The organism is Phenylobacterium sp. (assembly GCF_036563385.1).
In the GTDB taxonomy this organism is placed as follows: Bacteria; Pseudomonadota; Alphaproteobacteria; order Caulobacterales; family Caulobacteraceae; genus Phenylobacterium.
Window position 1 is genome coordinate 468,515 of the sequence record NZ_DATCML010000015.1, and the last position, 11,973, is coordinate 480,487.

At 70.6% G+C, this 11,973-nt stretch carries 11 protein-coding genes; 5 read left to right on the forward strand and 6 right to left on the reverse strand.

The features are described from left to right. Positions 1-4 precede the first annotated feature (4 nt). The 3 genes from trpD (at position 5) to lexA (ending at position 2,637) form a co-directional block, all read left to right on the forward strand. A complete protein-coding gene (gene trpD / locus VIL67_RS17355) occupies positions 5-1,024 on the forward strand; it encodes an anthranilate phosphoribosyltransferase (protein ID WP_332050160.1) in 1,020 nt (339 codons plus the stop codon). Then, positions 1,021-1,812, forward strand: coding sequence for an indole-3-glycerol phosphate synthase TrpC (trpC, locus tag VIL67_RS17360; protein WP_332050161.1), 792 nt, complete (start codon positions 1,021-1,023; stop codon positions 1,810-1,812). The genes trpD and trpC overlap by 4 nt, the downstream gene beginning before the upstream one ends. 132 nt (positions 1,813-1,944) lie before the next feature. Further along, complete coding sequence (gene lexA / locus VIL67_RS17365) at positions 1,945-2,637, forward strand: transcriptional repressor LexA (protein WP_332050162.1); 693 nt, start codon at positions 1,945-1,947, stop codon at positions 2,635-2,637. 92 nt (positions 2,638-2,729) lie between these two features. Here the strand turns inward: lexA and VIL67_RS17370 are convergent, their stop codons facing one another. After that, entirely contained in the window at positions 2,730-4,766 is a 2,037-nt protein-coding gene (locus VIL67_RS17370; RefSeq protein ID WP_332050163.1) for a ComEC/Rec2 family competence protein, read from the reverse strand. A 154-nt stretch (positions 4,767-4,920) separates the two neighbouring features. Between VIL67_RS17370 and gltX the strand changes: the two genes are divergently transcribed. Both gltX and gltA read left to right on the forward strand, forming a co-directional pair. Then, positions 4,921-6,327, forward strand: coding sequence for a glutamate--tRNA ligase (gltX, locus tag VIL67_RS17375; protein ID WP_332050164.1), 1,407 nt, complete (start codon positions 4,921-4,923; stop codon positions 6,325-6,327). A 56-nt stretch (positions 6,328-6,383) separates the two neighbouring features. Then, entirely contained in the window at positions 6,384-7,667 is a 1,284-nt protein-coding gene (gene gltA / locus VIL67_RS17380) for a citrate synthase (RefSeq protein WP_332050165.1), read from the forward strand. Here the strand turns inward: gltA and lpxB are convergent. Genes lpxB through lpxD form a run of 5 tightly spaced genes read right to left on the reverse strand, consistent with a single transcriptional unit; the run spans position 7,664 to position 11,957 of the window. Next, complete coding sequence (gene lpxB / locus VIL67_RS17385) at positions 7,664-8,839, reverse strand: lipid-A-disaccharide synthase (protein ID WP_332050166.1); 1,176 nt, start codon at positions 8,837-8,839, stop codon at positions 7,664-7,666. The genes gltA and lpxB overlap by 4 nt on opposite strands. Continuing rightward, a complete protein-coding gene (gene lpxI, locus VIL67_RS17390) occupies positions 8,836-9,675 on the reverse strand; it encodes a UDP-2,3-diacylglucosamine diphosphatase (RefSeq protein WP_332050167.1) in 840 nt (279 codons plus the stop codon). The genes lpxB and lpxI overlap by 4 nt, the downstream gene beginning before the upstream one ends. After that, complete coding sequence (lpxA, locus tag VIL67_RS17395; RefSeq protein WP_332050168.1) at positions 9,675-10,472, reverse strand: acyl-ACP--UDP-N-acetylglucosamine O-acyltransferase; 798 nt, start codon at positions 10,470-10,472, stop codon at positions 9,675-9,677. The genes lpxI and lpxA overlap by 1 nt, the downstream gene beginning before the upstream one ends. Then, on the reverse strand, positions 10,469-10,942 hold the full coding sequence (gene fabZ / locus VIL67_RS17400) for a 3-hydroxyacyl-ACP dehydratase FabZ (RefSeq protein WP_332050169.1): 474 nt from the start codon (positions 10,940-10,942) through the stop codon (positions 10,469-10,471). The genes lpxA and fabZ overlap by 4 nt, the downstream gene beginning before the upstream one ends. Continuing rightward, the gene (lpxD, locus tag VIL67_RS17405; RefSeq protein WP_332050170.1) at positions 10,932-11,957 is read right to left on the reverse strand and encodes a UDP-3-O-(3-hydroxymyristoyl)glucosamine N-acyltransferase; all 1,026 of its coding nucleotides are present in this window, start codon (positions 11,955-11,957) and stop codon (positions 10,932-10,934) included. Before lpxD ends, fabZ begins: the two co-directional genes overlap by 11 nt. Positions 11,958-11,973 lie beyond the last annotated feature (16 nt).

Sequence of the window (11,973 nt, forward strand, 5' to 3'; positions counted from 1 at the left end):
CCGGATGTCCGACCTCTTCAAGCCGCTCCTGCAGCGCCTGGCCGACGGCGCGACCCTCTCTGAAGAGGACGCCGACGACTTCTTCGCCGCCTGCTTGCGCGGCGAGCCGACCCCGGCCCAGGTGGGCGCGGCGCTCACCGCCATGCGGATGCGCGGCGAGACCATGGGCGAGATCACCGCCTGCGCGCGCGCCATGCGCCGGGCCGCCATCCACATCGAGCCGGGCTTCCCGACCATCGATGTCTGCGGCACCGGCGGCGACGGCCTGCATACGCTCAACATCTCCACCGCCGCGGCCTTCGTGGCGGCCGGCGGCGGGCTGAAGGTCGCCAAGCACGGCAACCGCGCCCTGTCGTCCAAGTCCGGCGGCGCCGACGTGCTCTCCGAGCTCGGCGTCAACCTGGCCGCCCCGCCCGAGACCCACCTCAAGGCGCTGGAGGAGGCGAACATCTGCTTCCTCTTCGCCCCTGCCCACCACGGCGCCATGCGCCACGTCTCGCCGATCCGTACCGAGCTCGGCTTCCGCACCATCTTCAACCTGCTGGGCCCGCTGACCAATCCAGCCGGCGCCAAGCGCCAGGTGGTCGGCGTCTTCGCCGAGCGCTGGGTCTCTCCCCTCGCCCAGGTGCTGGGCGCGCTGGGCGCCGAGCGGGCCTGGGTGGTCCACGGCGGCGGCATGGACGAGATGACCACCACGGGCGAGACCAGCGTCGCCGAGTACCGCAACGGCCAGGTGCGCCTCTTCACCATCACCCCCGAAGCCGTCGGCCTGCCGCGCGCGGCTCTGGCCGACCTCACCGGCGGCTCGCCCGCCGACAACGCCAAGGCCATGCGGGCCATGCTGGGCGGCGAGAAGGGCCCCTACCGCGACGTGGTCCTGCTGAACGCCGCCGCCGCCTTTCTGGTGGACGAGAAGGTGGAGACCCTTCGCGAAGGGGTCGAGATGGCCGCCCGCGTCGTCGACGAGGGCCAGGCCCTGGCCGCCCTCGACCGCCTGGCCGAGATCACCAAGACCTACGCATGAGCGACATCCTCGACCGGATCGCCGCCTACAAGCGCGACGAGGTCGCCGTCCGCAAGGCGGAGCGGACCCTCGACATGGTGGAGGCCGCGGCCCGCGCCGCCTCGCCGCCCCGCGGCTTCAAGGCCGCCCTCGAGCGCGCCCACGGTCCCGGCCGGCTTGCCCTGATCGCCGAGATCAAGAAGGCCTCGCCCTCGAAGGGCCTGATCCGCGAGGACTTTGACCCGCCGGCCCTGGCCCGCGCCTATGAGCAGGGCGGCGCCGCCTGCCTCTCAGTGCTCACCGACGGCCCCAGTTTCCAGGGCGCCGACGCCTACCTTGCCGCCGCCCGCCAGGCCACCGCCCTGCCCTGCATCCGCAAGGAGTTCCTGGTCGACCCCTGGCAGGTGGCCGAGAGCCGCGCCCTGGGCGCCGACGCCATCCTGGTCATCCTGGCCATGGTCGATGACGCCCTGGCCGCCGAGCTGATGGCCGAGGCTCGCCGCCTGGGCATGGACATCCTCGTGGAGACCCACGACGAGGCCGAGATGGCCCGCGCCGCCGCCCTGGGCGCCAACCTCGTGGGCGTCAACAACCGCGACCTGCGCACCTTCACCGTCGACCTCGCTATTACCGAGCGGCTCGCCGCCCTGGCGCCTGCCGACGCCCTGCTGGTCACCGAGAGCGGCATCTTCTCGGCCGCCGACGCCGCCCGCCTGGAGCGTTCCGGCGCCCGGGCCATGCTGGTCGGCGAGAGCCTCATGCGCCAGGCCGACGTCGCCGCCGCCACACGGACGCTGCTGGGCGGCTGAGTCGCCGACCGGCGCTCCGAACCCGCCAATTTATGCTGAAGTTTCAGTGGCCTTGTTGGTAACTTGACATTAAGAAAGAACACCTAGAGAACATCGATAAGGTTTTCGCTTTGTTCTTCAGGGGCCGGCGCCATGCTCACCCGTAAGCAGCACGAGCTGCTCATGTTCATCCACGAACGTATCAAGGAGACCGGCGTGTCTCCTTCCTTCGACGAGATGAAGGAGGCCCTGGATCTCGCCTCAAAGTCGGGGATCCACCGGCTGATCACGGCGCTCGAGGAGCGCGGCTTCCTCCGCCGCCTGCCCCACCGGGCCCGCGCCCTGGAGGTGGTCAAGCTGCCCCAGCAGGCCACGACCGCCGCCCCGCCCAAGGGCCGCGCCCCGTTCAAGCCCCAGCTGGTGGAGCCCGGTGAGGCCCTGCCGGTGGGCGCCGCCAACGACACCCGCGACCTGCCGATCCTTGGCCGCATCGCCGCCGGGACGCCGATCGAGGCCATTCAGCAGGAGCGCGACCGCCTCCCCGTCCCCGAGACCATCCTCGGCGCCGGCGAGCACTTCGTCCTGGAGATCTCCGGCGACTCGATGATCAACGCCGGCATCCTTGACGGCGACTTCGTGGTCATCCGCCGCACCGACAGCGCCAACTCGGGCGACATCGTGGTGGCCCTGGTGAACGGCGAGGAAGCCACCCTGAAGCGCCTGCGCAAGAAGGGCGCGTCCATCGCGCTCGAAGCCGCCAACCCGGCCTACGAGACCCGCATCTTCGGCCCCGACCAGGTGTCGGTGCAGGGCCGCCTCGTCGGCCTGATCCGCCGCTACCACTAAGGAGCAAGTCTTCCGCTGGCCGCTGCGACCGCGCTTGTCGCAGCGGCGTGGTTCCCTGATTGGAGCCACGACGGCGGGAGGTGGGGATGCGATCAGCGTGGCCGGGAGTCTGGTCCCCAGGTCCAGGGTCGATGTCCGCGCAGATCCTGCGCCCAGGTCACCCGCCACGCCCCGTCGGCCTGCCGATGGAGCTCGGCCGAGCCGCCCCTGCGGAAGTCCGCTCCCGTGAGGACCAGCGACGCCGCACACCCTTCAGGGCGTTCGTCGTTGCGGATGATCAGGACCTCGGCCGCCGCGCAGAGCGCTTCGGTCCGGCCAGGCTTCAGGGGCCGCTTCAGGTTCCACGCCGCCGCCACCCGCACCGGAGCCTCAGCCTTCGGCGCGCAGCTCCAGTCGTCGCACTCGTAGCCCTGGTCCCGGATGGCGGCAGGGGTCAGGCCGCGCCGCCTGGCCCAGAGCTCGGCGCCGAACAGCTTGGCGTCGGGTCGGAGGAGCACCGCCGCCGGGCCGGCCCTCACCGCCGCCGTGGCGCCGTCGGCGCTCACCCATGCGTCCGGCGGCGTGGGCCTGGGCGTCAGCAGCACCGCCAGTGCGAACGGCGCGCCCACCCACCGCAGAGGCCCTCTCCACAGGCACATCCACAAGATCCCGAGGAACGCCGCGACCAGCGTCCAGGCTGGGCCGCTCGCCACCACCAGCTGGGCGTTGGGCGCCGCCGCCGCGATGGCGGCGACGCGGTTCATCTGTTCAATGGCGAACCCGGCGGCGGCCAGCGGCGCGTCGCCCAGCCCGAACGGCGACAGCGTCGCCCCCAGCGCCAGGGCCGGCATCATCAGGAAAGACGAGATCGGCGCCACCGCCAGGTTCGCCGCCAGGCCCCAGGTGGAGACCCGGTTGAAGTGCTGCATGGCGAATGGGCCGGTGGCCAGGCCCGCGACGAAGCTTGCGGCCAGGCTGATCGCCAGCCAGGCGCCGGCTGCCTGCGCCGCCCGAATGGGCCAGGGCGCATTGATCTCCTTGACCGGCCTTGGCCAGCGCTCGGCGAGCGCCACCAGCGCGGCCGTGGCCGCGAACGACATCTGGAAGCCCGGTTCGGTCACCGCCTCCGGGTGCAGCAGCAGCACGGCCATGGCGGCCAAGGCGACCGCATGGAGGGTGATCGCTTGCCGGTCCACCAGGATCGCCGCGAAGGCCACCGCCGCCGTCACGGCGGCCCGCTCGGCCGGTGGCGGCGCGCCAGAGAGGACCAGGTAGCCCCCCACCGCGCCCAAGCCGACGGCCGCCGCCAGCTTCTTGCCGGGAACCCTCAAGGCCAGCCACGGCCACGCCGCGATCGCCAGCCGGGCCGCCGCGAAGGCGAAGCCGCCCACGATCGCCATGTGCAGCCCGGAGATCGAGACGATGTGCGCCAGCCCCGCGGCACGCAGGTTCTCTTCCTGCTCACGCGGGATGAAAGCCTCGTGGCCAGTCGTCATCGCCGCGGCCAGCCCGCCGCTCTCCGGCCCCAGGCTGTCGACGATCCGACGCGACAGCGCCCACCGCGCGGCGTTGACCCGCATCTGCAGCCCCAGCCGCCAGGGCGGCTCACGCCCGGCCTCCCATGTCACGGGCGGGCTCAGCGCCAGCCCGACGCCGCCCACGCTCTCGAAGAAGGCGTCGCGAGCGAAGTCATACGCCCCTGGGCTGGCCGGCGGGGGCGGCGGATTGATGATCGCCAGCAACTGCACCGGCGAGCCGGGCGAGGGCACGGGCGCGCCGGACCTCAGCGTCACCCGGATGCGGATCGGCGTGGAGGCCGGCGCCCAGTCGCCGATCCTGGCTGGTGCGATCAGCAACCGCTGGCCGCCCTCCCCCGGGCTCGCCACGTCGACCACCCAGCCCTCGACCCGCTGCGGATTGCGGGTGACCGGCGCGACCGGCGCCCAGACACGCTCCGTCCTCACCTTGCCCATGGCGAAGCCGCCGAGTCCGCAGGCGCCGAGCACCAGCACGACTGTGAGCGCACGCACGCCGACCCGCCCAGCGGCCAGCAGCAGAACGGCGGCCCCACAGAGGCCGACCCACGCCACCCACGCCTGCGGTTCCCGCGGCAGCGCGAAGTAGAGGGCGGCGCCGAGGCCGAACGCCACCGGGGTCCACAGCGTCCAGCGATCCGCCTGCAGCTTCGCCTGATCGAGCAGCCAGCCGCCAGTTGCGGCAAGGCTAGGAGGCCGGCGAAGCCGCGTGCTAAGAGGCGCCGCCCAGGCGCCCCGCGCCGCAGCCTCCCCAGTTTCGCTGAGATCGATGTCCGACCGACCCGTCGTCACCCGTATCGCCCCGTCCCCCACCGGCATGATGCACATTGGCACGGCCCGGACGGCGCTTTTCAACTGGCTTTACGCCCGCCACACCGGCGGCAAGTTTCTGCTGCGCATCGAGGACACCGACCGGGAGCGCTCCACCGAGGCCGCCGTGCAGGTGATCTTCGACGGCCTGAAGTGGCTGGGCCTCGAGGCGGATGAGGCGCCGGTCTTCCAGTTCGCCCGCGCCGACCGCCACCGTGAGGCCGTCCAGCAGCTGCTCGCCCGCGGCGCCGCCTACAGGGACTACATGACGCCCGAGGAGCTTGAGGCGGAGCGCGAGGTCGCCCGCGCCGAGGGGCGCGTCGTGCGCTCGCCCTGGCGGGACGCCAGCCCCAACGACGCCCCCGACCGGCCCTTCGTCGTGCGCCTGAAGGCCCCGCTTGAGGGGGAAACGCTGGTCGAAGACCAGGTGAAGGGGACCGTCCGCTTCCAGAACCAGAACCTCGACGACCTCGTCCTGCTGCGCACGGACGGCACGCCCACCTACAACCTCGCCGTGGTTGTCGACGACCACGATATGGGCGTCACCCATGTGATCCGCGGCGACGACCACCTGAACAACGCCGCCCGCCAGACGCTGATCTATCAGGGCCTCGGATGGGACGTGCCGGTTTGGGCCCACCTGCCGCTGATCCACGGACCCGACGGGGCGAAGCTCTCCAAGCGCCACGGCGCCCAGGCGGTCAGCGAGTTCGACGCCATGGGCTACCTCCCCGAAGCCATGCGCAACTACCTGGCCAAGCTCGGCTGGGGCCACGGGGACGATGAGATCTTCTCCGACGAGCAGGCGATCTCCTGGTTCGACATCAAGGACGTGGTCAGCGCGCCCGCCCGCCTCGACTGGGACAAGCTGAACCACCTCAACAACCACTACATCCGTCAGGCCGAGCCGGCGCGGCTGGGCGGCCTGCTGGAGCCCGTCCTCGCGACCCGTGGCTTGACCGTGGGCGATCCCGACCGCGAGGTGCTGGAGCGCACCATCCCGCTGGTCCGCGAAGGCGCAAAGACCCTGCTCGACCTCGCCGACGCCGTGGTCTTCGTCCTGAAGCGGCGTCGGCTCGAATTGCCGGAGAAGGTTCAGGGCCTCCTCACGGACGAGACGCGCGGTCGCCTTTCGCGCCTGCGGGAGAGCCTGGCCGGAGCGTCCGACTGGACCGTTCCCACCCTTGAGCCGCTCATCCGCAGCTTCGCCGAAGCCGAGGGCGTTGGCATCGGCAAGTTCGGCCCGGCGCTGCGCGGCGTGCTCTCGGGCGGCTCGCCGGCGCCCGACCTCGCCGGAACGCTGGTATCGCTCGGAAAAGACGAAAGTCTTGGACGGCTTGACGATGCGCTTTCACCGGCCGCGTAAACCGCTATAAGGCCGCTCGAACGAGCGTTTCATCCCGCATTGCGAAAGGGGTCCGCATGGGCGACACGGCGAAGATCGGTATCGGCGGCACGACGGTCGAGCTCCCGGTCCTGAAGGGCACGGCTGGACCCGATGTCGTAGACATCCGCAAGCTCTACGCCGAGTCCGACACCTTCACGTACGACCCGGGCTTCACCTCGACGGCGTCCTGCGAGAGCAAGATCACCTTCATCGACGGCGACGCCGGTATCCTGCTGCACCGCGGCTACCCGATCGACCAGCTGGCCGAGAAGTCGAGCTTCCTCGAGGTCTGCTACCTGCTGCTGCACGGCGAGCTGCCCAGCGCCGCCGAGTACACCCAGTTCGAGCACAACATCACCTACCACACGATGGTGCACGAGCAGTTCGACCGGTTCTTCATGGGCTTCCGGCGCGACGCGCACCCCATGGCGATCATGGTCGGCGCGGTGGGCGCCCTGTCCGCCTTCTACCACGACAGCACCGACATCAACGATCCCGAGCAGCGGACCATCTCCGCCCATCGCCTGATCGCCAAGATGCCGACCATCGCGGCGCGCGCCTTCAAGTACTCCAAGGGCCAGCCCTTCGTGTACCCGCGCAACGACCTCTCCTACGCCGAGAACTTCCTGCGCATGTGCTTCTCGGTCCCGGCCGAGGACTGGAAGCCGAACCCGGTCCTGACGCGCGCCATGGACCGCATCTTCATCCTGCACGCCGACCACGAGCAGAACGCGTCCACCTCGACCGTCCGTCTGGCCGGCTCCTCGGGCGCCAACCCGTTCGCCTGCATCGCCGCCGGCATCGCCTGCCTCTGGGGCCCCAGCCACGGCGGGGCCAACGAGGAAGCGCTGAACATGCTCAAGGAGATCGGCACCGTCGATCGCATCCCCGAGTACGTCCAGGGCGTGAAGGACCGCCGCTATCGCCTGATGGGCTTCGGCCACCGGGTCTACAAGAACTACGACCCGCGCGCGAAGGTCATGCAGACCACCTGCCACGAGGTGCTGGCGGAGGTCGGCAACTCAGACGACCCGCTGCTCAAGGTCGCCATGGAGCTCGAGAAGATCGCGCTCAACGACCCCTACTTCGTCGAGCGCAAGCTCTACCCGAACGTCGACTTCTACTCGGGAATCACCCTGCGCGCCCTCGGCTTCCCGCCGGAGATGTTCACCGTGCTCTTCGCCCTGGCCCGCACCGTGGGCTGGATCGCCCAGTGGAAAGAGATGATCGAGGATCCGGCGCAGAAGATCGGCCGCCCGCGCCAGCTCTACACGGGCTCGCCGCAGCGCGACTACGTGGCGGTCGACCAGCGGGGCTAGGCGCCCCGCCGCGCTTCAAGGATCTGTAGAACGGCCTGCGCGGCGGCCTCCGAGGGATCGGGGCCGCCGCGCCCCATTTTGTCGAGCGCCTCATACTGCCGCTCGACCTGACGCCGCCGCAGATCCGCATCGTCGAGGCGCCGGGCCACCTCTTCGGCGAGCGCCGGGCCGTTGCAGTCCGCCTGGATCATCTCAGGCGCGACAAACGCCTGGGCGGCGATGTTGAACAGCGTCACCCACTTCGTCCGGATCATCCGCTTCAGGAGGGCGTAGGTGACCGGCCCGAGCCGGTAGGCGACCACCATGGGCACGCCGGCCAGGGCGAGCTCCGTTGTAACGGTGCCGGAGCAAGCGAGCGCCACCGTGGCCGCCCTCATGGCGTCGAGCTTACCGCTCTCCCCTTCCACGACATGCGCGCGGTGCGGCCAGCCCGCGACAGCGGCCTTGACCGCATCTGCGACCGTCGGCGCAACGGGTATGACGACCTGCAGGCCGGGCCGTTCCGCCTTCAGTCGATTCACCGCGTCCTCGAACGGCGGCAACACTCGTGCGACCTCGCTCGGACGACTGCCCGGCAGGACGAGCAGAATCGGATCGCCGGGATCCGCGCCGATCTGTCGGCGCAGCCGTTCGGGATCGGCCGCCGAGAAGTCGAGGCTCAGCGCCGCATTGCCGACGAAGGTCACCGGCAGGCCGTAGGCCTCGAACCAAGGGGCGTCGAAAGCGTGGATGGACAGGAGATGGTCGAAGCTGTCGGCCAGGGTCTTTGCGCGTCCGGGCCGCGAGGCCCAGACCTGGGGCGCCACGTACTTCACCAGCGGCAGAGCCGGCGCGACCTTCCTGAGCCTTTGCGCGACCCGCAGGGTAAAGCCCCAGGAGTCGATGAGGATCGCCACGTCCGGGCGCTCCCGCGTAGCGATGGCCGCGGTCTCTTTCGCGCGCCTCACCACCTTGCGCCAGGCAAGCAGCCCCTCGAGGAGGCCGAAGATGGACAGCTCGGCGATGTTGAACGGGCTCTGCACCCCCTCGGCCGCCATCCGCTCGCCGCCGACGCCCACGAAGCGCACCTCGTCTCCCAGGCGGCGGCGCAGGGCTCGCGCGAGGCCTGCGCCGCGGTCGTCGCCGGAGGCCTCCGCCGCCACCAGCATGACGGTCAGCGGCCGCCCGGTCACGCCGTCTCCATCTCCACGCCGACCACGAACAGCCCAAGTTCGTCGGCCAGGCCGATGACCTCTTCCCTATCGAGCACTAGCAGCCGGCCGGCTTCGCCAACGATCCCGGCCAAGCCGGCGCGGGCCACCCCCTCGACGGTGGCGCGGCCGATGGTCGGCAGGTCCACGCGGGTCTCCTGGATCGGCTTCGGAGCCTTGGCCAGCACGCCGCGCGGAGCGCCCGGCCGGCCCCGCAGCGCCGCAGGCAGTTCGGCGACGCGGGCGAGCATGGCGTCCGTACCCTCCTGAGCCTCCACCGCCAGGACGAGCCCGTCGCAGACCACGGCGCCCTGCCCCACGTCCAGGCGGCCGATCGCGCGCGCCACCTCCAAGGCCCGGGCCACATCGGCCGTCGTCTCCTCCGGCGCTAGGTGCCGGCCGAGCGGCCCAACCGGAAGGCTGAGGTCATCCATCACCTCGTGCGCGCCTTCGACCGCGAACCCCTCCTTCTCGAATTCGCCGACCAGGAAGCGCAGGAGAGCGTCGTCGCCGCGCCGCGCCGCCGCGATGGCGCCCGGCAGGGCCCCCAGGCCCCGCATGTCTGGGACCAGCGAGCTGAAGTCCGGTCGGCTGACGTTGCCGGCGAGGCAAACGGCCTCGCAGCCGGCGCGCCTCAGCGCCTTGAAGCACTTGCCCAGTTCCGCCAGTCCTACCTCGGCTCCGGCATAGGGCGCCAGGCCATCTCCAGCGAACCCTTTCAGGCGGATGACGAACAGCGGCCGTCCCGCGCGCTCGCAATGCCGGGCGATCTCGACGGGCAAGTTGCCGCCGCCGGCGATCAGGCCCAGCTTCTTCATCAGACCTCGCGATCGGGCAGGCAGAGGGGCCGGGTCGCGTCCGCGCGGATGAAGTCGATGATCTCCATCACCTCGGGAGAGCCCGCGTAGGTCTCCGCCGTATCCTCCAGCCGCTCCTGGAACGTCCCTTCGTCGGCGAACAGGAGGCGATACGCGGCGCGGAGCGTGTTGATGCTCTCGCGCGAGAAGCCCCGCCGCTTCAGCCCGACCAGGTTTAGGCCCTCCAGGTGCGCGTGGTTGCCCCACACCGAGCCGTAGGGGATGACGTCCTTCACCACGGCCGCCAGGCCGCCGATCATCGCGTGCCGGCCCACGCGGGTGAACTGGTGCACGGCCGCCAGACCGCCGACGATCACGTAGTCGCCGAGCTGGCAGTGCCCGCCGAGCGTCGCCTGCTTGGTGAGGATCACGTGATCGCCCACCACGCAGTCGTGGCCCACGTGGCTCTCGATCATGTAGAGCCCGTTGGATCCCACACGGGTGACCCCGCCGCCGTTCACCGTCCCCAGGTTCATGGTGGCGTGTTCGCGGATCAGGTTGTCGTCGCCGATGACCAGGCGCGTGTCCTCGCCCTTGTAGGCGGTGTGTTGCGGCGGGCCGCCGAGCACCGCGAATGGGTAGACCTGGTTGTTCCGGCCGAGTTCAGTCGATCCTTCGACGACCACATGGCTGTGCAGGCGGGTGCCGGCCCCGATCCGCACCTTCGCGCCAATCACGCAGAACGGGCCGACCGAGACCCCGTCGCCCAGTTCGGCGCCCTTGGCGACGATCGCCGTGGGGTGGACCTCGACGCTCACTGGGTGTTGACCACCATGGCGGCGAATTCGCATTCGGCCACCACCTTGTCGCCCACCATGGCTTGGCCGGCGAACTTGAAGATGTCGCCCCGGTGCTTGGTCACGCGCACGGGCATGCGGACGACGTCGCCGGGTCGCACCGGCGCCCGGAAACGGCAGTTATCGGCCGACATGAAGAAGATCGCCTTGCCGGTCGTGTCGACCTCGAGCGACTTCGACATCAGGACCGCGCCGGTCTGCGCCATAGCCTCGATCAGCAGCACGCCCGGCATCACCGGATAGCCCGGAAAATGGCCCTGGAAGAAGGGCTCGTTCACCGTCACGCACTTGATGCCGATGATGCTCTCGCTCGGCTTGTACTCTTCCGCGCGGTCGATCAGCAGGAACGGATAACGGTGCGGAATGCGCGCCAGGATCTCGGTGATGTCGATCTCGCCGGTTCCGTCTTTCACCGGGGCCTTACGGCTCATTCTCCGCTCCCTCCTTGCGGGCCGCCATCTTGGCCAGCCACGCGGTCTCGCGCATCCATTTGCGGATCGGCCGGGCCGGCATGCCGCCCCAGGTCTCCCCCGCCGGGATGTCCTTCATAACCCCGGCCGCCGCACCGACCCGCGCGCCATCGCCGATGGTGACATGGTCGGCGACGCCCGCGCGTCCGCCGAACTGGGCGCCGTCGCCGATCACGACGCTGCCCGAAATGCCCGTATGGGCGGCCATGACGCAGTTGCGTCCGACGCGCACGTTGTGGGCGACCTGCACCAGGTTGTCGATCTTGGTGTTCTCGCCAATCACCGTGTCGTCAAAGGCGCCCCGGTCGACGCAGCTGTTGGCGCCGATCGTCACCCCGTCCTGCAGGATCACCCGCCCCAGCTGCGGGATGTCGATCAGGCCGGCGGGCCCTACGGTGGCGCCGAAGCCCGGCTCGCCAATCACAGCCCCGGCCAGGATGCGCACCCGGTCCCCGAGCAGGGCGAAGCCGATAGTGACGTTCGCTCCGATCTGGCAATCGCGGCCGATGGCGACGCCTGGCCCGATGACGGAATTCGCGCCGATGACCGTGCCGCGGCCGATCAGCGCCCCCTCCCCGATCACCACGCCCGGGCCGAGCACCACAGCGTCCTCGAGCCGGGCGTCAGGGGAGACAGCCTCTCGCTGGGCGCTCAACCGGGGCTGATGCAGGCGCTGCGCCGAAAGGGCGTAGGCCGCTTGCGGAGCAGACGTGACGAGGGCGGCGCAACCCTCCGGAACTGCGGCGGCCTGGGTCGGAGGCACGAAGCATGCCCCAGCGCGGGACTGGCGAAGGGTCTCTGCGTGCCGGCGGTCGGAAAGGAAGGTGACCGTGTCCGGCTGGGCTTGGGCCAGGACCGCGACGGCGCGTACCGGACGGTCCGCTGCGTCCGGGTCGGTGAGCTCCGCCCCGGTCAACCGGGCGAGCTCGCCCAGCGACACGGGTCCGAGGTCTTCGAAGAAGCGCGGGTCGGGCATGGCGTCCTGATCGGGC

Bases quoted from the DNA above. Each gene is read 5' to 3' on its own strand.
- trpD (WP_332050160.1), top strand. From the start codon at position 5: ATGTCCGACCTCTTCAAGCCGCTCCTGCAGCGCCTGGCCGACGGCGCG.
- trpC (WP_332050161.1), top strand. From the start codon at position 1,021: ATGAGCGACATCCTCGACCGGATCGCCGCCTACAAGCGCGACGAGGTC.
- lexA (WP_332050162.1), top strand. From the start codon at position 1,945: ATGCTCACCCGTAAGCAGCACGAGCTGCTCATGTTCATCCACGAACGT.
- gltX (WP_332050164.1), top strand. From the start codon at position 4,921: ATGTCCGACCGACCCGTCGTCACCCGTATCGCCCCGTCCCCCACCGGC.
- gltA (WP_332050165.1), top strand. From the start codon at position 6,384: ATGGGCGACACGGCGAAGATCGGTATCGGCGGCACGACGGTCGAGCTC.
- lpxI (WP_332050167.1), bottom strand. From the start codon at position 9,675: ATGAAGAAGCTGGGCCTGATCGCCGGCGGCGGCAACTTGCCCGTCGAG.
- fabZ (WP_332050169.1), bottom strand. From the start codon at position 10,942: ATGAGCCGTAAGGCCCCGGTGAAAGACGGAACCGGCGAGATCGACATC.
- lpxD (WP_332050170.1), bottom strand. From the start codon at position 11,957: ATGCCCGACCCGCGCTTCTTCGAAGACCTCGGACCCGTGTCGCTGGGC.